This is a genomic window from Brevundimonas sp. UYEF29 (assembly GCF_040546195.1).
GTDB classification, from domain to species: Bacteria; Pseudomonadota; Alphaproteobacteria; order Caulobacterales; family Caulobacteraceae; genus Brevundimonas; species Brevundimonas huaxiensis.
Genome location: NZ_JBEPNH010000007.1, coordinates 46,081 through 69,065 on the forward strand (window position 1 = coordinate 46,081; position 22,985 = coordinate 69,065).

General features: G+C 67.6%; 24 protein-coding genes. 9 read left to right on the forward strand and 15 right to left on the reverse strand.

Annotated features, from left to right (window positions below; all coding sequences use genetic code 11):
• Positions 1-90: 90 nt before the first annotated feature.
• The 3 genes from ABIB58_RS11885 to ABIB58_RS11895 are packed head-to-tail and all read left to right on the forward strand — an operon-like array spanning position 91 to position 1,865.
• Positions 91-462: a hypothetical protein gene (locus tag ABIB58_RS11885; RefSeq protein WP_354041083.1), complete on the forward strand. Its 372-nt coding sequence runs from the start codon at positions 91-93 to the stop codon at positions 460-462.
• On the forward strand, positions 425-1,063 hold the full coding sequence (locus tag ABIB58_RS11890) for an alpha-ketoglutarate-dependent dioxygenase AlkB (protein WP_354041085.1): 639 nt from the start codon (positions 425-427) through the stop codon (positions 1,061-1,063). Before ABIB58_RS11885 ends, ABIB58_RS11890 begins: the two co-directional genes overlap by 38 nt.
• 43 nt (positions 1,064-1,106) lie before the next feature.
• Positions 1,107-1,865: a dienelactone hydrolase family protein gene (locus ABIB58_RS11895; protein ID WP_354041087.1), complete on the forward strand. Its 759-nt coding sequence runs from the start codon at positions 1,107-1,109 to the stop codon at positions 1,863-1,865.
• 4 nt (positions 1,866-1,869) lie between these two features.
• Here the strand turns inward: ABIB58_RS11895 and ABIB58_RS11900 are convergent, their stop codons facing one another.
• The 5 genes from ABIB58_RS11900 to typA form a co-directional block, all read right to left on the reverse strand.
• Positions 1,870-2,334 carry an OsmC family protein gene (locus ABIB58_RS11900; RefSeq protein WP_354041089.1) on the reverse strand — a complete coding sequence of 155 codons (465 nt, stop codon included), beginning with the start codon at positions 2,332-2,334 and terminating at the stop codon, positions 1,870-1,872.
• Positions 2,334-3,377 carry a tryptophan--tRNA ligase gene (gene trpS, locus ABIB58_RS11905; protein WP_354041091.1) on the reverse strand — a complete coding sequence of 348 codons (1,044 nt, stop codon included), beginning with the start codon at positions 3,375-3,377 and terminating at the stop codon, positions 2,334-2,336. The genes ABIB58_RS11900 and trpS overlap by 1 nt, the downstream gene beginning before the upstream one ends.
• A gap of 125 nt (positions 3,378-3,502) precedes the next feature.
• Positions 3,503-5,098, reverse strand: coding sequence for a murein biosynthesis integral membrane protein MurJ (gene murJ, locus ABIB58_RS11910; protein WP_265150586.1), 1,596 nt, complete (start codon positions 5,096-5,098; stop codon positions 3,503-3,505).
• A 170-nt stretch (positions 5,099-5,268) separates the two neighbouring features.
• Positions 5,269-7,974: a [protein-PII] uridylyltransferase gene (gene glnD / locus ABIB58_RS11915; protein ID WP_354041094.1), complete on the reverse strand. Its 2,706-nt coding sequence runs from the start codon at positions 7,972-7,974 to the stop codon at positions 5,269-5,271.
• A 51-nt stretch (positions 7,975-8,025) separates the two neighbouring features.
• On the reverse strand, positions 8,026-9,858 hold the full coding sequence (typA, locus tag ABIB58_RS11920) for a translational GTPase TypA (RefSeq protein ID WP_354041096.1): 1,833 nt from the start codon (positions 9,856-9,858) through the stop codon (positions 8,026-8,028).
• 233 nt (positions 9,859-10,091) lie between these two features.
• Between typA and ABIB58_RS11925 the strand changes: the two genes are divergently transcribed.
• Entirely contained in the window at positions 10,092-10,397 is a 306-nt protein-coding gene (locus ABIB58_RS11925) for a UrcA family protein (RefSeq protein WP_354041098.1), read from the forward strand.
• Here the strand turns inward: ABIB58_RS11925 and ABIB58_RS11930 are convergent.
• The 5 genes from ABIB58_RS11930 to ABIB58_RS11950 form a co-directional block, all read right to left on the reverse strand.
• The gene (locus ABIB58_RS11930; protein WP_354041100.1) at positions 10,394-10,891 is read right to left on the reverse strand and encodes a GNAT family N-acetyltransferase; all 498 of its coding nucleotides are present in this window, start codon (positions 10,889-10,891) and stop codon (positions 10,394-10,396) included. The two genes, ABIB58_RS11925 and ABIB58_RS11930, sit on opposite strands and share 4 nt — an antisense overlap.
• Entirely contained in the window at positions 10,891-11,325 is a 435-nt protein-coding gene (locus ABIB58_RS11935; RefSeq protein WP_354041102.1) for a DUF1178 family protein, read from the reverse strand. The genes ABIB58_RS11930 and ABIB58_RS11935 overlap by 1 nt, the downstream gene beginning before the upstream one ends.
• Positions 11,326-11,331: 6 nt before the next feature.
• Positions 11,332-12,171 carry a carbon-nitrogen hydrolase family protein gene (locus ABIB58_RS11940; RefSeq protein WP_354041104.1) on the reverse strand — a complete coding sequence of 280 codons (840 nt, stop codon included), beginning with the start codon at positions 12,169-12,171 and terminating at the stop codon, positions 11,332-11,334.
• Positions 12,172-12,174: 3 nt separating this feature from the next.
• On the reverse strand, positions 12,175-12,432 hold the full coding sequence (gene grxC / locus ABIB58_RS11945; RefSeq protein ID WP_055755096.1) for a glutaredoxin 3: 258 nt from the start codon (positions 12,430-12,432) through the stop codon (positions 12,175-12,177).
• A gap of 72 nt (positions 12,433-12,504) precedes the next feature.
• The gene (locus ABIB58_RS11950) at positions 12,505-13,299 is read right to left on the reverse strand and encodes a ComF family protein (protein WP_354041106.1); all 795 of its coding nucleotides are present in this window, start codon (positions 13,297-13,299) and stop codon (positions 12,505-12,507) included.
• Between ABIB58_RS11950 and ABIB58_RS11955 the strand changes: the two genes are divergently transcribed.
• On the forward strand, positions 13,298-14,200 hold the full coding sequence (locus ABIB58_RS11955) for a class I SAM-dependent methyltransferase (protein WP_354041108.1): 903 nt from the start codon (positions 13,298-13,300) through the stop codon (positions 14,198-14,200). The two genes, ABIB58_RS11950 and ABIB58_RS11955, sit on opposite strands and share 2 nt — an antisense overlap.
• Here ABIB58_RS11955 and ABIB58_RS11960 read toward each other — a convergent pair.
• Genes ABIB58_RS11960 through ABIB58_RS11975 form a run of 4 tightly spaced genes read right to left on the reverse strand, consistent with a single transcriptional unit; the run spans position 14,197 to position 17,113 of the window.
• Positions 14,197-14,385 carry a Flp family type IVb pilin gene (locus tag ABIB58_RS11960; protein ID WP_039246696.1) on the reverse strand — a complete coding sequence of 63 codons (189 nt, stop codon included), beginning with the start codon at positions 14,383-14,385 and terminating at the stop codon, positions 14,197-14,199. The two genes, ABIB58_RS11955 and ABIB58_RS11960, sit on opposite strands and share 4 nt — an antisense overlap.
• A gap of 25 nt (positions 14,386-14,410) precedes the next feature.
• Entirely contained in the window at positions 14,411-14,824 is a 414-nt protein-coding gene (locus ABIB58_RS11965; RefSeq protein ID WP_045810978.1) for a (deoxy)nucleoside triphosphate pyrophosphohydrolase, read from the reverse strand.
• Positions 14,821-16,215: a bifunctional glutamate N-acetyltransferase/amino-acid acetyltransferase ArgJ gene (gene argJ, locus ABIB58_RS11970; protein WP_265150603.1), complete on the reverse strand. Its 1,395-nt coding sequence runs from the start codon at positions 16,213-16,215 to the stop codon at positions 14,821-14,823. The genes ABIB58_RS11965 and argJ overlap by 4 nt, the downstream gene beginning before the upstream one ends.
• 1 nt (position 16,216) lies before the next feature.
• Positions 16,217-17,113 carry a peptidylprolyl isomerase gene (locus ABIB58_RS11975; RefSeq protein WP_372342825.1) on the reverse strand — a complete coding sequence of 299 codons (897 nt, stop codon included), beginning with the start codon at positions 17,111-17,113 and terminating at the stop codon, positions 16,217-16,219.
• A 244-nt stretch (positions 17,114-17,357) separates the two neighbouring features.
• Between ABIB58_RS11975 and secA the strand changes: the two genes are divergently transcribed.
• Genes secA through ABIB58_RS11995 form a run of 4 tightly spaced genes read left to right on the forward strand, consistent with a single transcriptional unit; the run spans position 17,358 to position 21,999 of the window.
• The gene (gene secA / locus ABIB58_RS11980) at positions 17,358-20,207 is read left to right on the forward strand and encodes a preprotein translocase subunit SecA (protein ID WP_354041112.1); all 2,850 of its coding nucleotides are present in this window, start codon (positions 17,358-17,360) and stop codon (positions 20,205-20,207) included.
• Positions 20,208-20,264: 57 nt separating this feature from the next.
• Positions 20,265-20,546, forward strand: coding sequence for a ribbon-helix-helix domain-containing protein (locus ABIB58_RS11985; protein WP_039246711.1), 282 nt, complete (start codon positions 20,265-20,267; stop codon positions 20,544-20,546).
• The gene (locus ABIB58_RS11990) at positions 20,543-20,842 is read left to right on the forward strand and encodes a type II toxin-antitoxin system RelE/ParE family toxin (protein WP_039246714.1); all 300 of its coding nucleotides are present in this window, start codon (positions 20,543-20,545) and stop codon (positions 20,840-20,842) included. The genes ABIB58_RS11985 and ABIB58_RS11990 overlap by 4 nt, the downstream gene beginning before the upstream one ends.
• Complete coding sequence (locus ABIB58_RS11995) at positions 20,839-21,999, forward strand: aminotransferase class V-fold PLP-dependent enzyme (protein WP_354041115.1); 1,161 nt, start codon at positions 20,839-20,841, stop codon at positions 21,997-21,999. The genes ABIB58_RS11990 and ABIB58_RS11995 overlap by 4 nt, the downstream gene beginning before the upstream one ends.
• On the opposite strand, the gene ABIB58_RS12000 is transcribed toward ABIB58_RS11995, so the two are convergent.
• Positions 22,000-22,896 (reverse strand): hypothetical protein, encoded by an 897-nt coding sequence (locus ABIB58_RS12000; RefSeq protein ID WP_354041117.1) that lies wholly within the window; start codon positions 22,894-22,896, stop codon positions 22,000-22,002.
• Positions 22,897-22,985: the final 89 nt, after the last annotated feature.

Below are 22,985 nucleotides of genomic sequence, written 5' to 3' on the forward strand. Positions count from 1 at the left end.
CGAAATTCGAAGATGCGGAGACAGCGATCGTCGGGCATAAGATTTCCCATCGCGCTCAGGGGACCGCGATGAAGGAAGGGAGAGGAAACAATGATCAAGACCATGCTCAAGGCGGCCGTCGCCGCCGCCATTCTGGTCGGCGCTGCGGCCGCCGCCGCCGCGCCGCCTGCCGGGGCGCCGGCCATACAGTCGCGTGACGGCTATGATCGCCACGTCACCATCAAGAACCGCACCGGCTGGACCATGTTGCGATTCTACGCGTCGGATTCGCGCAGCGACGATTGGGAAGAGGACATCCTGGGCTCGGACGTGCTGGAAAGCGGGCAGGATGTGCGCATCAACATCGATGACGGCTCGGGCGCCTGCATCTATGACTTCAAGGCCGAGTTCACCAACGGTCAGGAGCTGACGCGGTCGCGCATCAATGTCTGTGAGGTCAGCGAATACACCTACACCCGTTGAGGTGAAGACCGCCGGCGAGGGCTTCCGGCTCTGGCCGGGGGCGCTCGACGCCGCGGCGCAGGCTGATCTGGTCGCCGAGGTGTTCGCCCGGTTGGATGACGCGCCGCTGTATCGGCCGACCACGCCGGGCGGGCGACCTTTTTCGGTTCAAATGAGCAACTTCGGGCCGCTGGGCTGGGTCTCCGACCGGGGCGGCTATCGCTATCAGTCGACCCATCCCGAAACCGGGCGACCCTGGCCGGCGATCCCGACTGTGCTGCTCGACCTGTGGGACGCCACGGTCGGCTGGCCCACGCCGCCGGACGCCTGTCTGGTCAATCTGTATCGCGATGCGGCCAAGATGGGCCTGCACCAGGACAAGGATGAGGCCGACCTCGGCGCGCCCGTCCTGTCGGTGTCGCTGGGAGACACGGCGATGTTCCGCATCGGCGCGGCGGAGGGCGGACGCACCACGACGTTGAGGCTGGACAGCGGCGACGTCTGCGCCCTGACCGGCCCCGCGCGCCTGGCCCGACACGGCGTCGACCGCGTGCTGGCCGGATCGTCGCGCCTGATCCCCGGCGGCGGCCGGCTGAACCTGACGCTGCGCTGCGCCGGTTGAGCACCGGATTTTTGGACTGGCTTTCGCCGTCCGGCTGCGGCGTATGTCGGAGATGGATGATCTGAAGCGTCGTTGGGCCCGGCTGGAGCCCCACATTACTGTCGTGGGCCCGGACGACGACCGGCCCCGGCCCGCCGTGCTGATGTTCCATGGCTGCGGGGGGCTGCGCGATCACCTGCCCCGCTACGCCGAGGTCGCCAAGGCGGCGGGCTGGCGCGCCGTCATCGTCGATTCCTACGGCCCGCGCGGCTGGGGCCGGGTCTTCACCCTGGCAGCGGTCTGCACCGGCCTGTCGTTCCGGGGCTATGAGCGGGTGGGCGACGTGCTGGCGGCGATCCAAGGCGTTTCGGCCCGCCCTGATGTCGACGCGACGAAGCTGGCCCTGGCCGGCTGGAGCCACGGCGGCTGGTCGATCATGGAGATGATGAGCGGCGCGCCGACGCCCGGCGCCTTTGGCGTGGCCGATCCCGCCGAGGCCGATCTATCCGGCGTCAAGGCGGTTTGGCTGGCCTATCCCTACATCGGCCCGTTCGCCTTCAACCGGCTGAAGCCCTGGCGGCATTGCCCACGCGTCCTGGCCGTCACCTGCAAGCGCGACCACCTGACGACCGTCCGCAACGCCGAGCAGGTCAACGCCATGATCCGCAACTGCGGCTCCCAGGTCGAAAGCTGGATCGCCGGGGGCACTCACGCCTTCGACGAACCGACCAACAACGGCCCCATGCGCCACGACCCGGAACTGACGACCGAAGCCCTGCGCCGTTTCGGCGCCTTCCTGACCGACGCCGTCCCACACGGCTGAGCCGTCAGCCGATCGTCGCCTCGACCGTGATGGTCGCGCGGACCGAATGGGCCATTTCGCAATGGTCGTGGGCCTGGTGGTGCAGGGCGTCGATCTCGGCCTGATCGGGCTCGCGGCCGGTGAAACTGGTGAAGGGGCGCAGCGTCACCTCGGCGAGGTAGCGCTTGCCGTTATCGTCCTTGCCCATCTTGCCCGAGGCCTCGTCGACATAGGTGTCGACCAACAGGCCGGCGTTCGCGGCGAAAGCCAGGAACCACAGCATATGGCAGCTGGACAGGGAGGCGATCATCGCCTCCTCCGGATCGACGCCGGCCGGATCGGACATCGGCACGGGCACGCTGGACGGCGCCGACGATCCCGGCACCACCGCCCCGCCGTCGAAGCTCCAGGAATGGGCGCGGCTGTAGCTTTTGTCCAGGAAGGGCTGGTCGCCCCGGTTCCAGACGACCTTGGCCTCGTAGACGCCCATTACGCCCTCCAGAAGCCGACGATCTTCTTGACCTCGTCCACCACGGGATCGGCGACCTCGGCGGCGCGCTCGGCCCCGGCCTTCAGCACGCGGTCGATCTCGGCCGGATCGTCCATCAGGCGGCGCATCTCGGCCGTCACGGGCGCCAGCGACGACACTGCCAGGTCCGCCAGCGCCGGCTTGAAGGCGCCGAAGCCCTGGCCGCCGAACTGTGCGATCACCTGTTCGCGGGTCAGGCCCGCCAGCGCCGCATAGATGGCGACCAGATTCTTGGCCTCGGGCCGTTCATTCAGGCCGTCCAGGGTTTCCGGCAAAGGCTCGGGATCGGTCTTGGCCTTCTTGATCTTGGAGGCGATCGTGTCGGCGTCGTCGGTCAGATTGATGCGGCTGTTGTCGGACAGGTCCGACTTGGACATCTTGGCCGCCCCGTCGCGCAGGGACATGACGCGGGTCGCCGGCCCCTGGATGATCGGCTCAGGCACGGGGAAGAAGCCGGGAACGCCGAAGTCGTTGTTGAACTTCGCGGCGATGTCGCGGGTCAGCTCCAGATGCTGCTTCTGGTCCTCGCCGACCGGCACTTCGGTGGCCTTGTACAACAGGATGTCGGCCGCCTGGAGCACGGGATAGGTGTAGAGACCGACCGAGGAGCGTTCCTTGTGCTTGCCCGACTTCTCCTTGAACTGGGTCATCCGGTCGAGCCAGCCGAGGCGGGCGACGCAGTTGAAGATCCAGGCCAGTTCCGCATGGGCGCGCACGGCCGACTGCGGGAAGATGATCGCCTTTCCCGGATCCAGGCCCGAGGCGAGATAGGCGGCGGCGATCTCGCGCGTCTGGGCCGTCAGTTTGGCCGGATCCTGCCACACGGTGATGGCATGCATGTCGGCGACGAAGACATAAACCGGCGCGCCCTGGTCCTGCAGTTCCACGAACCGCTTCAGGGCGCCGAGGTAGTTGCCCAGGTGCAGCGCGCCTGAGGCCTGGATGCCGGACAAGATGCGGCGAGGGCCGTCATAGGTCGCAACGGCGGGGGTTTGGTCGGTCATGGGATCGGGTCTCGGAAGGTCGAAAGGCAGGCGTGGCGGGGCAGGCGGCGGTTCAGCCGCGCCATCGCAGGTCATGGATCAGGCCCGAGGTCGTCATGGCCTCGCGCTTATCGGTTCCCCGCCGGTCAGTCCAGACCGGAGACCGCGCCGCCGCCGGGCTCGCGCTTCAACGTGGCCTTCAGTTCCGTGATCGTGACGGCCCGGAACGCCAGCAGGCAGAAGCCGTAAAGCCCGGCTCCGGCGCCGCAGACAACCAGCACCGCGATCTCCTTGGCCAGGAACAGGCGGCTCAGCTGCGGATAGAAGATGTCGGCGGCGAACAGCAGGGCGGCCATCATGGCGCTGGCCGCAATCACGCGGGCGATGCGCGACAGGAAGGCCGGCGACGGCCGCCAGCTGTTCTCGCGGATCAGGACGCCGCCCAGCAGGGCGACATTGACCCAGGCCGAGGCGCTGGTGGCGATGGCCAGGCCCAGCACCCCGTCCCAGCCCTGACGGCGGAACCAGAAGAATAGGGCTGAGCCCAGGATGACGGTGATGACCACGCTGGCCACGGCGAAGATCATCGGACGGCGCGTGTCCTGGCGCGCGAAGAAGGGCGGGGTCAGAACCTTGGCCAGGACGAAGGCCGGCACGCCCCAGGCGAACTGACGCAGCACATCGGCGGTGCGGGCGGCGTCGGCCGAGGTGAAGGCGCCGCGCGTTACGGTCGCGTCGATGATGAAGAAGGGAATGACGAACAGGGCCACCGCCGCCGGCAGGGTGAAGGCCATCGCCAGATTTATGCCGTCGTCCAGCGTCTTTTGCCCGCCCTCGTGATCGCCGTCGACGAACGCCTTGGTCAGGCGCGGCACCAGGGCCAGACCGATGGCGACCCCCACCAGGCCCAGCGGCAGTTGATAAAGGCGGTCGGCGTTATAGAGCACCGAGCGCGCGCCCTCGTCTGACCCGGTCAGGAACTGCGACACCAGAGAGTTGATCTGAAGCGCCCCGCCGGCCAGGGCGCCGGGCACGGCCAGCGTTAGGGTGTGACGCACGTTCGGCGTGATGCGCGGCAGGCCGATCTTCAGCCGAACGCCCAGACGCCGTACGCCCCACCACAGCAGACCGGCCTGGATCAGGCCCGACACCGTCACCGCCGCCGTCACCATCAGCAGCACCGTCTCCTGCGGGATCGGCAGGATCAGCGGCGGCATCAGGGCGGCCAGGGTGCACAGGTTCAGAAACACCGGCACGGCCGCCGACAGGGCGAACCGACCGCCCGTGTTCAACACGCCCGACAGCAGCGAGGCCACGGTCATACAGGCCAGATAGGGCATGGCCAGCTGGGTCGCGATCACGGCGGCGCGCAGCACCTCGGGCTGACCCCGATAGGCCGACAGCAGCCACGGCATGATCCACGGCATCACGATCTGCAGCAAGATGCAGAAGCCGGCGACGACCGCCAGCATGAAGCTGAGCGCCTCGGACGCGGTGACGGCGGCGGCCTCCTCGCCCTCGCGCGCCCGAACCCCGCCATAGACCGGCACGAAGGCCTGGGCGAAGGCGCCCTCGGCGAACAGGCGGCGGAACATGTTGGGCAGCATCAACGCCGTGGTGAAGGCGTCCATCATCGGCCCCTGGCCGAAGCGCGCCGCCAGCGCCATGTCGCGCACGAAGCCGAGAATTCGGCTGCCCAGCGTCAGGGTCGACTGCACCAGGGTGTTTCGGGCGAGGCTCATGCGATCTTTGGCTCTATTCTCCCCGCTCATCCCCGCGAAAGCGGGGATCCAGTGCTTTCGGGGCGCACTGACCTGTCCGGGATTGGCATATCGCCAACTGGAAAGGCCTGATCGCCCAAAGACCTGGGTCCCCGCTTTCGCGGGGATGAGCGGACATCTGATCCTGTCGCTTAGCGCGCTTGTTCGCCGGGCGATACGGGCTTTGCGCGCGGGCTGCGGCGGCCCAGGTCGGAGACGTCGCGCGCGCTGGCGCGGGCCGAGGCGACCTTGCGTCCGGCGGGCGCGGGCGCGCGGCTGTCCAGCACGGCCTCAAGCGCGGTGCGCAATTCGGCGATCCGCTGTTCCGAGGTGATCTTTCGCCCCTTGCGATCCACGACGTAGAAACTGTCCACCGCCCGCTCGCCATAGCCGGCGACGTGGGCGGAGCGGATGCTCAGGCCTTCGTCGTTGAATACGCGCGACAGGTCCGCCAGCAGCCCCGGTCGGTCGGCGCAGGACACCTCGACCACGGTGGCGACCTCGCTGGCGTGGTGATCAACCATGACCACGGGCCGGACCTCGAAGGCCGCCTTGCGCGCATTGCCGGTCGGATCGGGGGCCTGGCCGATGCGGCCCTCGCCCCGCGCGGCCTTTTCCAGGGCCTCGACCAAAGCCTTCAGGCGACGCGGCTCGGCCTGGCCATAGGGCAGGCCCGCTCCGTCCTGAACACGAAACACGTCCAGAACGACGCCGTCCTCGGTCGCCACGCGGGCGTCGGTCACGTCGGCCCCAAGCGCGGCCATGGTCTGGGCCAGATCGGCGAACAGGCCCGGCCGGTCGGCGGCGGCGATGGAGATTTCGGTGGTCTGGACCGCCAGCCCCTGCACCGGCGCGGTCGGGGCCGCTTCGGCCGCCGCGCCCGTCTCGCGCGCCCGCTGGACCAGGGCGGGATGCGCCGCCAGCGGATCCTCGCGCGCCACGTCCTCGCCCCGGAACAGGGCGGCGACCTGGTTGTAGAGGGTGCGCATCAGCTGACCCTTCCAGCCGTTCCACACGCCCGGCCCCACGGCCCGAATATCGGCGACCGTCAGGACCAGCAGCATCCGCAGTCGCTCAGGGTCGCCGACCAGTTCGGCGAAGGCGCGGATCGTCGCTGGGTCCGACAAGTCGCGCTTCTGGGCATAGTCCGACAGCGCCAGATGGCTGCGCACCAGCCAGACCACCAGTTCGATCCGGCGCGGATCGACGCCCAGCCGCTCGCACGCCCGGCGCGCGGCGATGGCGCCGTCCTCCAACTGCCCCCGCTCGCCGCCTTTGCCGACGTCGTGCAACAGCATGCCCAGCATCAGGGCTTCCATGTCCGAGATCAGATGCACGATCTCGCTGGCCATCGGGTGGTCGGTCTTCAGCTTGCCGCGCGCGATGTCGTTGATGATGCCGATGGCCTGAAGCGTGTGCTCGTCGACCGTATAGGCGTGATACATGTTGAACTGGGTCTGGCCGACGATCCGCCCCCATTCGGGCAGGAAACGGCCCAGCAGGCCCGTCTCGTTCATGATGGTCAGGACGCGATAGGGCCGCTGACCGTGCGCCAGAATGTCCAGAAACGCCAGCGTCGCCGCCGGATCGCGCCTCAGCCGGGGCGTCACCAGCGACAGCGACCGCGTCACCGCCGAAAAGGCGTCCGGATGCAGGTCCAGGTCATGCTTGTCGGCGCAGACGAACAGGGTCAGCAGCTTGACCGGATCGGCGGCGAACACCTCCGGCCCCTCGACCGACAGACGGCCCTGGTCGATCCAGAACCCCTCGACCTCCAGCTTGCGCCGGGGGGCGGGCCGAAACGGCGCCATCAGCCGCGACAGGCCGTGCGCCGTCTTCTGGTGGCGCGCCTCCAGCTTGGCCGACATGGCGCGGGTCAGAGCGCCGACGTCGCGGGCGACCAGAAAATATCGCCGCATGAACCGCTCGACCGCCGGTTCGTCGCCGCGCCCACGCCAGCCCATGCGCCGGGCCACCTCGGGCTGCATGTCGAACGTCAGCTTCTCTTCGGCCCGGCCCGCGATCAGATGCAGATGAATGCGGACCCGCCACAGGAAGTCGAACGCCTCGTCCGACGTGCGGCGCTCGCGCGGGGTGAACAGTTCGTCCATCACCGTCGCGCCCAGCCGGCTTTCGGGCGCCAGGGACCGGGCGATCCAGTACAGGGTGTTCAGGTCGCGCAAGCCCCCTTTGCCGTCCTTGACGTTGGGTTCGACCTTGTAGCGGGTCGAGCCGGCCTTCTCGTGCCGGGCGGCCCGCTCCTCCAGCTTGGCGGCGATGAAGGGGCGGGGATCGGATTTCGACACCATGTCGCGAAACCGGCCGATCATCAGCTGGGCCAGCGCCTCGTCCCCCGCCAGCGGACGCGCCTCCAGCAGGGTCGTCTGCACCGTCATGTCGGTTCGCGACAGGCTCAGACATTCCTCGACCGAGCGCACCGCCGACCCGACCTTGGCCCCCAGGTCCCAAAGCACATAGAGCACGAACTGGATCACCTGCTCGCCGCGCGGCGTCGCCTTCGACGACCTCAGGAACAGCAGGTCCAGATCGGAATGGGGCGCCAGCACGCCCCGGCCGTAGCCCCCGACCGCGACAAGGGCCAGCCGCTCGGCCTCGACCGGCGAGGTTGGCCACAGCGCCTGGGTCGCCACCCGCCACAGGCCGGCCAGCATCTCGTCGGCGGCCGCGGCGTACAGACGCGCCACGTCGCGACCCTTCATGCCGCCGTCCAGCTTGCGCTCGGCGCGAGCACGCGCGGCGTCATAGGTCTCGCGCAAAACGACAGAGACCGCCGCGCGCGGGTCTTCCGCGCGGGCGGCCTCGTCAAGGCGGTCATCCAGACTGGGCGAGGCGTTCATGTCAGCCGTCTATAGGCCCCATTCCACCGCACGTCAGTCAGGGATTGCGGACTACTCCGGGCGAACGCGCTTCTTGCGGAACGACGGGTTCAGCACCTGCTTGCGCAGGCGGATGGACTTGGGCGTCACCTCGACCAGCTCGTCGTCGTCGATATAGGCGATGGCCTGTTCCAGCGACATCTGGCGCGGCGGGGTCAGGCGAACGGCCTCGTCCTTGCCGGCGGCGCGGACGTTGGTCAGCTGCTTGCCCTTGATCGGGTTGACGTCCAGGTCGTCCCAGCGCGCGTTCTCGCCGATGATCATGCCCTGATAGGTCTTTTCGCCGGCGCCGACGAACATGACGCCGCGGTCTTCCAGGTTCCACAGGGCGAAGGCGGCGGTTTCACCGTCCGAGTTCGAGATCAGAACGCCCTTCAGACGGCCGGCGATGGCGCCCTTGTGCGGCTCATAGTGGCTGAACACGCGGTTCAGCACGCCCGAACCGCGCGTGTCGGTCAGGAACTCGCCCTGATAGCCGATCAGGGCGCGCGACGGCGCCTTCAGGCTGATGCGGGTCTTGCCGGCGCCCGACGGGCCCATGTCGGCCAGCTCGGCCTTGCGGGCCGACAGCTTTTCGATGACCACGCCGGTGAACTCGTCGTCCACGTCGATCATGACGTCTTCGATCGGCTCCAGCTTCTCGCCGTTCTCGCCTTCCTTGAACACGACGCGCGGACGCGAGATCGAAACCTCGAAGCCTTCGCGACGCATGTTCTCGATCAGAACGCCCAGCTGCAGTTCGCCGCGGCCGGCGACCTCATAGGCGTCGCCGCCTTCGGTCGTGGTGACACGGATGGCGACGTTGGCCTCGGCTTCCTTCAGCAGGCGATCGCGGATGACGCGCGACTGGACCTTGTCGCCTTCACGGCCGGCCAGGGGGCTGTCGTTGACCGAGACGGTCATGGAGATGGTCGGCGGATCGATCGGCTGGGCGTCCAGCGGCTCGGTCACTTCCATGGCGCACAGGGTGTCGGCCACGGTCGCCTTGGACATGCCGGCGATGGCGACGATGTCGCCCGCTTCCGAACCCTCGTCCAGCGGCTGGCGCTTCAGGCCGCGGAAGGCCAGCACCTTGGTGATGCGGCCGCGTTCGATTTCCTTGCCTTCACGGTCCAGGGCGTGGATCGCCATGCCGGGCACGGCCTTGCCGCTCTCGATCCGGCCGGTCAGCAGGCGGCCCAGGAACGGATCGCTTTCGATCAGCACGTCCAGCATGCGGAACGGCTTGTCCTTGTTGGCCTGAACGGCGGGCGGCGGGACGTGATCGACGATCAGGTCGAACAGCGGGGCCAGATTGTCGTTGGGCTGGTTCAGGTCCAGCGTCGCCCAGCCGTTGCGGCCCGAGGCGTAGATGTGCGGGAAGTCCAGCTGCTCGTCCGTCGCGCCGATGGCGGCGAACAGGTCGAAGGTCTCGTTGTGGACGCGGTCCGGATCGGCGTGGGCGCGATCGACCTTGTTGATGCACAGGATCGGGCGCAGGCCCATCTTCAGCGCCTTGGTCAGCACGAACTTGGTCTGGGGCATGACGCCCTCTTCCGCGTCCACCAGGATGACGCAGCCGTCCACCATGCCCAGGATGCGCTCGACCTCGCCGCCGAAGTCGGCGTGGCCGGGGGTGTCGATGATGTTGATGCGGGTTTCGCCCTCCTTGCCGTTCCAGAGCACCGAGGTGCACTTGGCCAGGATGGTGATGCCGCGCTCTTTTTCCTGGTCGTTGGAGTCCATGGCGCGCTCGGTCGTCGCCTCATTGGCTCGGAACACGCCGGATTGGGCGAGCAGTTGGTCAACCAGGGTCGTTTTGCCGTGGTCAACGTGGGCGATGATGGCGACGTTGCGCAGGTTCATTTGAGTATCGCGAAAAGGCGCGGCCGGCATACGGGCGGCCGCTGGTCATGAAAAGGCATGCGGGAGGCGCGCGCCTCTTACAGGCATGTGGACAGAAAGACCAGAGCGGGCGTTCGTCGCGCCGATCGACGCCTTACCGATATTTCATCCCCGACGCCGCATCCGACGCTGCTGACGGACGCCTCCTTCCCACGACGGGCCTGGCGCAGGCCCATTCCGAAGGGGAGATGAATATGGGTTTGATGATCGCAGCCGCGCTTGCCGCCGCCCTGGCCGCGGGCCAGGCGCCGGACATGCATGTGAACGCCGAGGGGTTGAACATGGCCCGACCGGGCGAAGTCATGATCCTGGCCAGCCGGATCCGCGCCGCCAGCCGCGACTGGTGCGCCGTCCATCGCGCCGTCCTGACGCCCGACAGCCTTGGCGACGCCAGCGTCTGCGAGCGTGAAATGAGACGCCGGACCTATGTCGCCCTGCCCCGTCCTCAACGCATCCACTTCGTACGCGCGGGCGGCCAGACCGCGCTCAATCGTCGCTAAAGCGGTCGCAGCATATAGCGGGCATAGGCGCCGTAGCTGGCCAGTTTGGCCGCCATGGCCTCTGCGGGCTGTTCGACGAAACCGTGTCGTGACCAGAAGCCGACGGCGTCATTGACCGCGACCAGGGCGATGGCGGGCCAGCCGTCTTCCGTCGCCTGTTCGGCCAATCGCTCGACGATGGCGCCGGTCACGCCTCCGCCCCGCGCCTCGGGATGCAGGGCCAGATCGTGCAGATAGATCAGGTCCGGCTCGGCCGGCAGGCCTTCGATCACCGTATTCAGCGGCGGCGCGCTCTCGGCCTTCCACGGATAGGCGATCAGATAGCCCCGCGCGGCGCCGTCGCCCTCCGCCAGCACGAAACAGCCGCGCGGATAAAGCGCCAGCCGGTTTTGGAAACAGGCCCGATCCTCGAAGTGGTCGGGAAACGACAGCCGCGCCACCTCCACCACCGCATCGATGTCCGTCGGCCGCATGGACCGCCATTGCACGGTCATCAGTTCACCTTTGCCGGATCGACGGGCGCAGCCGGCAGGGCTGAGACCGGGACGCCGTCGTCCTTCAGTTTCCGGACCTCGGCCGGCGTCGCCTCGCCATAGATTTCACGCTTCTCGGACCGACCCTCGTGGATGTCGCGCGCCTCGCGGGCGAAGGCGTCGCCGACATAGTCGAAGTTGGCCTCGACATGGGCGCGAATCTCGCGGGCGGCGGCCATCATCATCGTCTGCATCTTGGCGGCGACGTCAGAGGCGGGATCGGCCTCGCGGGCGCCGCTGACCGCCGGGGCCATGACGGCCTTTTCGACCGCGTGCGAACCGCAAAACGGGCATTCCACCAGCCCCCGCGCCGCCTGATCGTCATATTCGGTCGAGGAGCCGAACCAGGCTTCGAAGGCGTGGGCCTGGTCGCATTTGAGGGCGTAGCGGATCATGGGGCGTCAGGTGGCGGGCAGGAAATCGCGATCGTGGGTCAGGCTGGGCACGGCGGCGCGCGCCCTGGCCACGGCCTCCATGTCCAGTTTCGCACGCACGATGCAAGGTTCGTCGTGATCCGCCTTGGCGATGATCTGGCCCCACGGGCCGACCACGGTGGATCGCCCCCAGGTGCGACGGCCGTCCTCGTGCCGTCCGCCCTGCGCCGGGGCCAGGACGAAGGCGCCCGTTTCGATGGCGCGGGCGCGCAACAGGGTTTCCCAATGCGCCTCCCCGGTCGGGGCGGTGAAGGCGGCCGGCACGGCGATCATCGCCGCCTCGGCCTTTGCCAGCTGGCGATGCAGATGGGGAAAGCGGATGTCGTAGCAGATGGTCAGGCCCAGCCGGCCCCAGGGCGTGTCCGCCACCGACGCCCCGTCGCCGGGCCTCACCGTCGCGCTTTCGCGATAGCTTTCGCCATTGGGCAGGTTCACGTCGAAGACATGCAGCTTGTCGTATCGGGCCACGATCCCGCCCGACGCATCGATCAGAAGCGACCGATTGGCGGCGCGGCCGTCTCCCGCCTGGCCCGACCGGACGATGGCCGAACCGATCAGCAGCCACACGCCCAGCTCCGCCGCCAGACGACGCAGGCCCAGCACGGCGACATCTTCGTCCTCGGTCGTGATCGCCGCATCGCGCCGGTCGCGGCGTTGCTCAAGGACATTGGTCCCCTCGGGCGTCAGGACGAACTTCGCCCCGCCCGACGCCGCCTCGCGGATCAGGGGCTCGACATGGGCCAGCGCCGCTCGCGCCGTCGCCGGCGTGCGCGTCTGGATCAGGGCGATGTCTAGCCCGCTGCTCATGGATCAGGCGGCCAGAAGTCCGTCCAGCTTGCCGTCGCGATCCAGCGCATGGATGTCGTCGGAACCGCCGACGTGCTGGCCGTCGATGAAGATCTGCGGGAAGGTCATGCGGCCGCCCGACTTCTCGACCATCTCGGCCTTCTTGTCGGGATCGTTGGAGGCGACGATCTCCGTATAGTCCACGCCCTTCTTCTTCAGCAGCGACATGGCGCTGAAGCAGTAGGGGCAGCCAGGCTTGGTATAGATGACGACGTCGGCCAAGTTCAGATCTCCAATATAAAATCCAGCGCCCTCAAGCCGCGAGCCGCCGCGCGGCGAGCGATAGGGCGCTCTTCACATAGTCAGTTCACGGGCGTTTCGCACCCGCGCGATGACGGCGAGATCCACGGCGCGCGCTCCGGCGTCGATCAGGGCGCGCGCGCAGGCCTCTCCGGTCGCGCCCGTGGTCAACACATCGTCGATCAGAAGGATGCGTCGTCCCCGGATCCGACGCCGGCCCGCCTCGGTCACGGCAAAGGCCTTCTTGACGTTCAGCCGCCGCCCGCGCTGGCTCTTGCCGCCCTGGCTGGTCGTGTGGGTCGTGCGAACCAGGGCGTCGGGCAAATAGTCGCGGCCGGCGTGCCGGGCCAGCGGCCGGGCGATTTCGGCCGCCTGATTGAACCGTCGCGACAACAGGCGAAACCGATGCAGCGGCACGGGCAGGATGACGTCCGCGTCTTCGACCAGGTCGGCGGCGGCCCGCCCGATCCATCGCGCGAACAGGGGCGCGAACTGCTGCTGGTCCCCGTGCTTGAACCTCAGGACCAGACCGCGCGACGCCTCGTCGTACAGGCATGCCGCCCGCGCCCTTTCAAACGCGTAGGGCTTAGCGATACAGGCGGCGCAGCGATCCTCGGCGAAGGTGCCGCCGTCGAAGTCGAAGGCCGCTCCGCAGCCGTCGCAGACCGGCGCCTCCAGAAATTTGATCCGGCTCCAGGCGTCGGGCGTCAGGCCGGCCGCAGCCGTCGCCTCACGGCTGTCGTGCGCCATCGGCGGCAGGATCAGGTCGGCCAGTCCCCGCCCCGCTCCGCGCAAGTGACGGCCCGCCCCTTCCCAGGCGCGTCGCCAGCCCCCATCCTGTGCGTCCATGACCGCCCCCCAATCTCCTTCCGACGGCCCCCCGCGCATCTTCGACGCCCTTCGACGTCAGGCGCGGCTTTTGCGGTCTGCCGCCCGGTTCCCCCAGGCTGACTTCCTGCATGCCCGCGCCGCCGCCAACGCCGCCGAGAGCCTGGAAGCCATATTGCGCGATTTTCCCGTTGCGGTCGATCTGTCCGCCCATTCAGGGGTGTTCGATACGGCGGTCCGGTCAAGCGACGCTGCGGGACGGGTCGGTCCCGTCCAGACGCCCGTCTCCCTGGCCCAGCGTGCGGCGCCGGGGGCGGAGGCGTTGCCGCTGGCCGACGCCTCGACCGATCTGATCGTCTCACTTTTGACCCTTCACTGGGCCAATGACCTGCCCGGCGCCCTGGCCCAGATCCGGCGCGCGTTGAAGCCAGACGGCCTGTTCATCGGCACGCTGTTCGGCGCGGGCACGCTGAAAGAGCTTCGCGCCGTCCTGACCGAGGTCGAACTGGAAGAGCGCGGCGGCGCCCAAGCGCGGGTTTCGCCTTTCGCTGACGGCTATGACGGGGCGGCCCTGTTACAGCGCGCCGGGTTCGCCCTGCCGGTGTCGGACGTGGACCGCTTCACCGTCCGATATACCGACCTGTTCGCCCTGATCCGCGACCTGCGCGCCATGGGCGAGACCAATGTGCTGTACGGGCCCGTTCGACCCTTAAGCCGCCGCATCGTGGCGCGCGCCGCCGCCCTCTATGCCGAGCGATACGGTCTCGACGACGGCCGCATCCCGGCGACCTTCGAGATCATTCATCTGGCCGGCTGGAAACCCCACGACAGCCAGCAGAAGCCCCTGCCGCGTGGCTCGGCCAAGACGCGGCTGGCCGATGCGCTGGGCGTCAAGGAAATGACGGGCGAAGAGCCGGACTAGCTGATCGCGGCCTGTATGGCGGCGCTCAGCTTGTTCACCGTGGCGGCCAGGCCGCCGTTCTGGCTGTTCGCCAAGGCGCTGATCGAAGTCACGATCGCCAGGAAGATCAGGGCGCAGAGCAGGCCGTATTCAATGGCTGTGGCCCCGCTCTCATTGCGCAGGAACCGGCCGATAAGACGTCGCATGGCCGGCCTCCCTGGTCGGCGGTGGTCAGAGCAGGTCGCGCAACCAGGCGACCAGAGGTTCGTCCGCCGGCGGCATGGGATAGTCCGAAAGCTTGCTCGGCTTCACCCAGGCCAGGCCGTCGTGTTCACGTGCGGTGACCACGCCGTCCCACCGTCGGCACAGATACAATGGCATCAACAGGTGAAACGAATCGTAAGCGTGACTGGCGAAAACGAACGGCGACAGACAGTTTTCGCTGACGTCGATGCCCAGCTCTTCCTTTAGTTCACGGATCAGGGCCTGTTCCGGCCGCTCTCCGGGCTCCACCTTGCCACCCGGAAACTCCCACAGGCCGGCCAGCTTCTTGCCCTCGGGACGTTTGGCGATCAGGACCCGCCCATCCACGTCGATCAGGGCGACGGCGACGACCAGGACAGTGGGAAGCGCCGTGTCGGTCACGAGCGATAATCGCCGTTGATCTCGATGTAGCCCTTGGTCAAATCGCAGGTCCACACGGTCGCCGACGCCCGGCCCGAACCTACATCGACGGTGATGTCGATCTCGGGGTTCTTCATGTAAGCGGTCATCTTGGCCTCGTCATAGGTCGGGGACGGGGCGCCGTCGACGGCGGCCTGGTGCGGTCCGAACTTGATGGCCAGGCGGTCGCGATCGACCGGTTCCTCGGTCTTGCCCACCGCCATGACGACCCGGCCCCAGTTGGCGTCCTGACCGGCGATGGCGGTCTTGACCAGCGGACTGTCGGCGATCGACTTGGCCAGCTTGCGGGCCGAGGCGGGGCTAGCGGCGCCGTCCACCGTCACCTTGACGAACTTGGTCGCGCCTTCGCCGTCGCGCACCAACTGGTGCGCCAGGTCCAGCATCACCTTGTCCAGAGCGGCCGAGAAGCTCTTCAGCCGGCGATCGCCGACCCGCCCGATACGCGGCGCGCCCGAGGTTCCGGTGGCGAACAGCAGGGCCGTGTCGTTGGTCGAGGTGTCCCCATCCACCGTCACGCTGTTGAAGGTGGTGCGCACATGCAGGCCCAGCAGCGCCTGCAGCACGTTCGGATGGATGTCCGCATCGGTGACGATGAAGGCCAGCATGGTCGCCATGTCCGGCGCGATCATGCCCGATCCCTTGGCGATGCCGGCGATCCGGACCTTGTAGCCTTCGATCTCGGCCTCGGCGTAGGAGCCCTTGGGGAAGGTATCGGTGGTCATGATGCCGCGACCGGCCCGGGCCCAGGCGTCCGCCTCCAGTCCGTTCTCGATCTCGGGCAGTTTGGCGACGATCTTCTTGTCGTCCAGCACCACCCCGATCACGCCGGTCGAGGCCAGCATCACGTCGCGCTGGCGACAGCCGAACCGTTTGGCGACCTCCGAGGCCGTGCGCCGCGCCGCGTCGGCGCCGGCCTTGCCGGTGAAGGCGTTGGCGCAGCCTGCGTTGATCACCAAGGCGCGCACATCCTTGCCGCCGTCGGCCCCGGCCAGATGCTTCTTGCACCAATCGACGGGCGCCGACCCGATCTTGTGGCGGGTGAAGACCCCGGCGCAGCTGGTCCCGCGCGCGAACCGGAACACCACCAGATCGTCGCGCTCATGCTTGTAGAAGCCGGCGCGCGCGGTCGCGATCTCGACTCCGCCGATCGGCGGAATGGTCGGGAACGGCACGGCCAGGGGCGAGATGGCCAAGCCGGGCTTGCCGGCGGCGGCGGGCGCAGCCGCGGCGGCCGGCGCGGCATCCGATCCCGGCGTGCGGGTGGCGCGCTTCAGCGCCGTGGCGAACGGGTCCAGCGCCTTTTCGAACGCGTGCTCGATCTTCTGGCCGGTCGTGGAGGGAGGCTTGGTCATGTCAGGCGCCCGGAGGAGCGGAAGGAGCAGGCGATGCGGGCGGCGTTTGGGCGGGCAGGCGCACATCCACCTTGGCCTTGCCGCGCAGTTGTTCCAGCAGTTGCCGAACGCCCTCATAGGTGAGATAGCGCACGATCTGCGGTCGGGCCTGTTCCAGCGTCGGCGGGTTTTCCTTGCGCCGGTCCTCGACCCTCAGAACCGCCCAGCCGCCCTCGGTCTGGAACGGCCCGACGGTCGCACCGGCCGGCTTGTCGCGCAGGGCGTCGGCATAGGCCTGGGGCATCACGTCCAGCGTCGAATAGCCCAGGTCCCCGCCGGAAAACCGCGTCGCCTCGTCGATCGACCGTTCCGCCGCGACCGCCTCGAAGCCGGCGCCCTGGCCCAGAATGCCGATCACGGCGTCCGCCTCGGGCTTGGTGCGCGACAGGATCAACCGCACGCGGATTTCTTCCGAGGTCTTCGCCAGCCGCAGCTGCTCATTATACAAGGTCTGCACCGCTTGGTCCGAGACGGCCTTGTTGACCACGCTCTCGACCAGCATGTCGCCCAGGATGCGCTCACGCGTCGCTTCCAGACGCCGCTGCGCCAGAGGCGAGGAATCCAGCCGCCGCCGCTGCGCCTCTCCGGCCAGCAGCTTTTGATCGATCACCTCGTCCAGCACCCGGCGGAAAAGATCCGACGTCACATCCAGCGCCTCGTCCTCGCCGATCAGGCCTTGCGCCACCGCCTCGCGCTTCACATCCGAGGCCCAGATGGTCTCGTCCTGCACCGTGGCCACGGCCTGGTCCCCTTGTTCGGGCGGCCGGTTGTCACCGCCGCGCGAACAGGCGCCGGTCGAAAGCGTCGCCGTCAGCAAGGCCGCCGTCAGGATGCGTGAAGATCGCCGGAATGGGGTCAAGGGGGCGCTCCGTCGAAGGCGGCCGAAAGCCCCTCGCGTTGACAGGGGTTAGGCCGGTGCTTAAGTCCCGCCTGCGCCCAAGTCGAGGGGTTTTGATCGTCTGCGCGGCCCTTCGCGCGCGCCTGATGCGGCGCTCCGGGGCTGCGATCGGTCAGGGCCTCTCTCACGGCGTCCGTATCGCCGCCCCTCACGGGATTTCAGAGCCGCTCAGCTCGCAGACGCTCGACCGCTTACCGGATCCAATATGCTCGGCTTCGCCAAGAAACTTTTCGGCTCTTCCAACGACCGCAAGGTCAAGGCCTTCCAGGACCACGCCCAGCGCATCAATGCGCTGGAGCCCAAGTTCGCCGCCCTGTCCGACGACGAACTGCGGATGATGACCGACGCCTTCCGCGATCGGCTGGCGAACGGCGAAACCCTGGACAAGATCCTGCCCGAAGCCTTCGCGGTCGTGCGCGAAGCCTCCAAGCGCGTGCTGGGCCAGCGTCAATACGACGTTCAGCTGGCCGGCGGCATGATCCTGCACGAAGGCGGCATCGCCGAGATGCGTACCGGCGAAGGCAAGACTCTGGTCGCCGTGGCGCCGGTCTATCTGAACGCCCTGCCCGGCAAGGGCGTGCACGTCATCACCGTCAACGACTATCTGGCCCGCCGCGACGCCGAGACGATGGGCAAGGTCTATCGCTTCCTGGGCCTTGAGGTCGGCGTCATCGTCAACGGCCTCAGCCAGGGCCAGCGCCAGCAGGCCTACAACGCCGACGTCACCTACGGCACCAACAACGAGTTCGGCTTCGACTATCTGCGCGACAACCTGGTCTATGACCGGCGCGAGATGGTGCAGCGTCCGCACAACTTCGCCATCGTCGACGAGGTCGACTCCATCCTGATCGACGAGGCGCGCACGCCGCTGATCATCTCGGGCCCGACCGAGGACCGTTCGGATCTCTACAAGATCCTCGACGGCCTGATAAAAGACCTGATCAAGGACAAGGACACCTTCGAGCTCGACGAGAAGCAGAAGCAGGTCCTACTGACCGAGCTGGGCTCCGAGCGGATGGAAGAGGCCCTGGAGGCCGGCGGTCACTTCGCCGCCGACACCACCGGCCTGTACGACGCCGCCAACATCAGCCTGGTTCACCACTCGAACCAGGCCCTGCGCGCCAACACCCTGTATCAGCGCGACAAGGACTATATCATCAAGGGCGGCGAGATCGTCCTGATCGATGAATTCACCGGCCGCATGATGACCGGCCGCCGCCTGTCCGAAGGTCTGCACCAGGCCATCGAGGCCAAGGAAGACGTCAAGATCCAGCCCGAGAACCAGACCCTGGCCTCGGTGACGATCCAGAACTACTTCCGCCTGTATGAAAAGCTGTCGGGCATGACCGGCACGGCCGCGACCGAGGCTCAGGAATTCGGCGACATCTACAAGATGGACGTGCTGGAGGTGCCGACTAACCGGCCCATCCAGCGCAAGGACTATGACGACGAGGTCTATCGGACCCACGCCGAGAAGAACCAGGCCATCGCGCGCCAGATCGCCGAATGCCACCTCGCCGGTCAGCCCATCCTGGTCGGCACCGTGTCGATCGAGCGTTCGGAACAGCTGTCGGACCTGCTGAACCGCTTCGAGTATAAGGTCGAGACCTCGCGCACGCTGAAGCCGGAATATGCGGGCAAGGCCAAGGAAGCCGAGAAGATCGGCGACGCCGCCTATAACATCACCTACGAGACCAAGCTGCGCGGCATTCCGCACAGTGTCCTGAACGCCCGCCAGCACGAACAGGAGGCCTATATCGTCGCCGACGCCGGCCTGCCGAGCGCGGTGACCATCGCCACCAACATGGCCGGCCGCGGCACCGACATTCAACTCGGGGGCAACCTCGAGATGAAGATGCAGAAGTGGCTGCTGGAACAGCGCAATATGGCCGTCGAGGTCACGCCGGAAATGGAAGCGGCCAAGGAGGCCGAGTTCAAGGCCGAGATCGCCGTCCAGAAAGAAAAGGCGCTGGCCGCCGGCGGCCTGTTCGTTCTGGGCACCGAGCGCCACGAGAGCCGCCGCATCGACAACCAGCTGCGCGGCCGCACCGGCCGTCAGGGCGACCCCGGCACCTCGAAATTCTATCTGTCCTGCGAGGACGACCTGCTGCGCATCTTCGCCGGCGACCGCCTCGACTCGATCATGAAGACTTTCGGCGTGGCCGAGGGCGAGGCCATCACCCACCCCTGGCTGAACCGCGCCATCGAGACCGCCCAGAAGCGCGTCGAGACCCGCAACTACGACATCCGCAAGAACCTGCTGAAATACGACGACGTCGTGAACGACCAGCGCAAGGCCGTGTTCGAGCAGCGCCAGGAGTTCATGGACTCCGAGGATCTGTCGGAACTGGTCGGCGACTTCCGCCGCGACGTCGTGTCGGACCTGGTCGAACGCTACATGCCGCCCAAGGCCTATGCCGAGCAGTGGGACATCGACGGCCTGGACGAAAAGGTCCGCTCGACCCTGGGTCTTGAGCTGCCGCTGCACGACTGGGCCGCCGAGGAAGGCGTGTCGAACGAGGAGATCGAGGAGCGGCTGCTGGCCGCCGCCGACGCCCGCGCCGCCGAACGTCTGGAGATGATCGGGGCCGAACAGACGCGCGGTCTGGAAAAGCAGTTCATGCTGCAGATGATCGACATGCAGTGGCGCGAGCATCTGGTCCATCTGGACCACCTGCGCGGCGTCATCGGCCTGCGCGGCTACGGCCAGCGCGACCCGCTGAACGAATACAAGACCGAAGCCTTCTCGCTGTTCGAGAACCTGCTCTACGATCTGCGCCACAACGTGACCCGCTGGCTGATGACGGTCGAGTTCCGCTTCCAGGCGCCGCCCGAACTGCCCGAGTTCCAGGAAATCCACCTGAACCCCGGCACCGGCGAGAACGAGATGGCCAATCCGTCGGCCCAGAATCCCGAAGGCACGCTGATCGGCGACGACCGCTCCAAACTGCCTGTCGAGGCTCTGCCGCCCGGCTGGGAAATGACCGGCCGCAACTCCCCCTGCCCCTGCGGCTCGGGCCGCAAGTTCAAACACTGCCACGGGGCGCTGGTTTAAACCGCGCCGCTTGCCTCAAGGCGGTCTCTGGACGATCCTGATCGAAAGGAGGCCGCGATGGGCAGGCACGAACGGATATCGACAGATCTGCCAGCCTATATGGTCGGCGAGCTGCGCGCGGCGGTGGACGCTGGAGAGTTCGCTTCGACCGACGAGGTGGTGCGAGAGGCCCTGATGCACTGGCTCATCGGCCGTTCCACAACGCCGATGGCCATGGATGAACTTCGCCATCGGCTGCAGACTGAGCGGGACGGTCCTGGAAACGACGCCGACGCGGTGTTCGACCGTCTCGAAGCCAAATACAGCGCCCTTGTTGCGGCGGATCAACTCAAGGGATGAGGGTCGTCTTCTCGCGCGGCTGCGAGACCGATCTCGAACAGATCGCCGATCACATCGCAAAGGACAGCCCGCGCCGCGCCCTGAGTTTCGTCCGCGAACTTCGCGTCGCCGCCCGCGCCTTGGCGCGCGAGCCCGAAAGCCGTCCCAAGGCGACCTTCGATCCGCGTATCCGCCGCTCAGTCTATGGCGCCTATAACCTCTACTACGCCGTTCTTCCGGGCGAACTTCGCTTCCTTGCCATCATCCATGGCTCGCGCGCGGACGACGCCGTTCTGTTCGATCTGGTCAAGCGATGAGCTACAAGTCCCTCTTCTCCCGCGCCCTGTCGGCGGCGCCCGGTCGGCTGCATTTCGCCGCGCACAGCCATCACCTGTGGCCCGACGCCAGTTTCGAGGCGCAGCAGCAGACCTGGCTCGACGCCAATCTGCATGCCGACCACAAGTGGGACCTCGTCTTCGGTCAGGTGATCCCCGAGGCCCAGGCCCATGTCGCGGCCGAGCTGGGACTGCCCTCGCCCGACAGCATCGTCTTTTCCTCCAACACCCATGACTTCCTGCTGCGCCTATTTTCGGGCGTGGAGACCAGGCCGGTCCGCGTTCTGGCGACCGACGGCGAATTCCACTCCTTCCGTCGTCAGGCCGAACGGTGGGAAGAGGTCGGCGCGGCCGTGGTCACGCGCGTTCCGCTCGCGCCCTTCGACACCTTCTCCGATCGCTTCGTCGCCGAGGCGACCAAGGGCGGCTACGACTGGATCGTGGTCAGCCAGGTCTTCTTCCGCACCGGGGGCCTGTTCGACCGGATCGAGGAGCTCGCCGCCCTGGCGAGACCTGAAGGCCCTTGGGTGCTGGTAGACGGCTATCACGGCTTCATGGCGACCCCGACCGACCTGTCGGCGGTGGCCGACCGGGTCTTCTATGTTTCCGGCGGCTACAAATACGCCATGTCGGGCGAAGGCGTCTGCTTCCTGCACGCCCCGCCGGACTTCTGCCCGCGTCCTGTCGTCACCGGCTGGTTCGCGGAGTTCGGCGACCTGTCGGGACCGCCCGGCGGTGTTCAGTATCGCAGCGACGGCGGTCGGTTCTGGGGCGCCACCTTCGACTGTACGCCGCTGTATCGTTTCAACGCCGTGCGCCGAATGCTGGATCAGCAGGGGCTCGACACCGCCGCCATCGCCGCCCGTGCGCGCGATCTGGCGACCAGGTTCCAGCAGGCCGTTCAGGCCGGACAGGCCGGAGTGCTGTCGCAGGCCGAAATCCTCAATCCCGTCGAGGGCCATGCGCCGCGCGCCCGTTTCCTTGCGCTGCGTCATCCCGACGCCCAGGCCTGGTGCGCGGGTCTGCGGGCGGCCAACATCGTCACCGATGTGCGTGACGACGTCATCCGCTTCGGCTTCGGCCTGTATCAGGACGCCGAGGACGTCGATCGCCTGATCGCGGCCTGCCGATCCCTCTGATCAGTAGAAGGTCGTGTCGTCCTGCTTGCTGGGCGCAGGCGCCGTGCGCGGCGACGGCGCCGGTCGGTTCGTTGCGAGCGGGGTCGCCGGGCGGGCTTCAGGCGAGGACGGTGTCGGCATGGTCCCTCCCGCCGGCGCATTGACCGGAGGGATCGCCGGCAGGTCCGGATAGGGCATGGCCGAAGGGCGGGCGTCCTGCGCCGGCGCCGCTTGATCGGGCGCGATCGGTCCCGCGTCGGGCTGGCCCAATCGGTCGGGCGCGCCGACATCGTCCCGGATGAAGGCCCAGGCCTGACGGTCCGAGCAGCCGCAGGCCTTCAGGAAGCCCTGCTTGTCGCGCCACAGGATCAGCGGATAGCTGATGTCGACGCCGGACTCCTTGAGCAGCTGGCTCAGCCGTTCGTTGAAGCGACGGCCGGCTTCCACCACGGCGGTGCGCGCCAGATTGCCGTCCGCCTGCGGCACGCCGGCGGCGGTCCAGCTGTTCGCCGGCGTCGCCATCCAGCGTTGATAGAGCGGCCAGTCGCGCGTCAGCCACAGCTCCGCGACCGTCGCCCGCTCCGCCGCCGTCGATTGCGCCGCACCCTCCAGATCGGGTCGGGCGAACAGGATGTAGCGCGTCTCGATCCCCGCCGCCTTCAGCTTGGGCGCTTCGTCGCGCGCGTAACGCAGGGCTGAAGCGCTGTCGCGATAGGTGACGATGTACAGGGCCTGTCCCCCGCTGCCGTCCGACACCCAGGACGCCTCGTCCAGCAGTTGTTGCACCTCGGCCTGATTGCGGCTGATGGTGACCGGCTGGAACCGCGAGTAGAAGTTCCAATAGGCCCAGTATCCGGCGCCGGCGAGCAGCAGGCCGACCACGGCCGCCACGATCGAACCCATCAAAAAGCGACGCATGTAATCGGGTGCTCCAGCTTCACCGTTGACCCTTCCTAACGCATAGCATCGGAATCCGTTGTCGCCCGCATTCGCCGACGTCTTCATCG

Excerpts from the sequence above, each read along its gene's own strand:
- ABIB58_RS11890 (WP_354041085.1), top strand. The coding sequence starts at position 425 with ATGTCTGTGAGGTCAGCGAATACACCTACACCCGTTGAGGTGAAGACC.
- ABIB58_RS11925 (WP_354041098.1), top strand. The coding sequence starts at position 10,092 with ATGGGTTTGATGATCGCAGCCGCGCTTGCCGCCGCCCTGGCCGCGGGC.
- ABIB58_RS11895 (WP_354041087.1), top strand. The coding sequence starts at position 1,107 with ATGTCGGAGATGGATGATCTGAAGCGTCGTTGGGCCCGGCTGGAGCCC.
- ABIB58_RS11995 (WP_354041115.1), top strand. The coding sequence starts at position 20,839 with ATGAGCTACAAGTCCCTCTTCTCCCGCGCCCTGTCGGCGGCGCCCGGT.
- ABIB58_RS11930 (WP_354041100.1), bottom strand. The coding sequence starts at position 10,891 with ATGACCGTGCAATGGCGGTCCATGCGGCCGACGGACATCGATGCGGTG.
- ABIB58_RS11985 (WP_039246711.1), top strand. The coding sequence starts at position 20,265 with ATGGGCAGGCACGAACGGATATCGACAGATCTGCCAGCCTATATGGTC.
- ABIB58_RS12000 (WP_354041117.1), bottom strand. The coding sequence starts at position 22,896 with ATGCGTCGCTTTTTGATGGGTTCGATCGTGGCGGCCGTGGTCGGCCTG.
- glnD (WP_354041094.1), bottom strand. The coding sequence starts at position 7,974 with ATGAACGCCTCGCCCAGTCTGGATGACCGCCTTGACGAGGCCGCCCGC.
- ABIB58_RS11960 (WP_039246696.1), bottom strand. The coding sequence starts at position 14,385 with ATGCGACGTCTTATCGGCCGGTTCCTGCGCAATGAGAGCGGGGCCACA.
- argJ (WP_265150603.1), bottom strand. The coding sequence starts at position 16,215 with ATGACCAAGCCTCCCTCCACGACCGGCCAGAAGATCGAGCACGCGTTC.
- murJ (WP_265150586.1), bottom strand. The coding sequence starts at position 5,098 with ATGAGCCTCGCCCGAAACACCCTGGTGCAGTCGACCCTGACGCTGGGC.
- secA (WP_354041112.1), top strand. The coding sequence starts at position 17,358 with ATGCTCGGCTTCGCCAAGAAACTTTTCGGCTCTTCCAACGACCGCAAG.
- ABIB58_RS11900 (WP_354041089.1), bottom strand. The coding sequence starts at position 2,334 with ATGGGCGTCTACGAGGCCAAGGTCGTCTGGAACCGGGGCGACCAGCCC.
- typA (WP_354041096.1), bottom strand. The coding sequence starts at position 9,858 with ATGAACCTGCGCAACGTCGCCATCATCGCCCACGTTGACCACGGCAAA.
- ABIB58_RS11955 (WP_354041108.1), top strand. The coding sequence starts at position 13,298 with ATGACCGCCCCCCAATCTCCTTCCGACGGCCCCCCGCGCATCTTCGAC.
- ABIB58_RS11950 (WP_354041106.1), bottom strand. The coding sequence starts at position 13,299 with ATGGACGCACAGGATGGGGGCTGGCGACGCGCCTGGGAAGGGGCGGGC.
- trpS (WP_354041091.1), bottom strand. The coding sequence starts at position 3,377 with ATGACCGACCAAACCCCCGCCGTTGCGACCTATGACGGCCCTCGCCGC.
- ABIB58_RS11990 (WP_039246714.1), top strand. The coding sequence starts at position 20,543 with ATGAGGGTCGTCTTCTCGCGCGGCTGCGAGACCGATCTCGAACAGATC.
- ABIB58_RS11885 (WP_354041083.1), top strand. The coding sequence starts at position 91 with ATGATCAAGACCATGCTCAAGGCGGCCGTCGCCGCCGCCATTCTGGTC.
- ABIB58_RS11935 (WP_354041102.1), bottom strand. The coding sequence starts at position 11,325 with ATGATCCGCTACGCCCTCAAATGCGACCAGGCCCACGCCTTCGAAGCC.
- ABIB58_RS11940 (WP_354041104.1), bottom strand. The coding sequence starts at position 12,171 with ATGAGCAGCGGGCTAGACATCGCCCTGATCCAGACGCGCACGCCGGCG.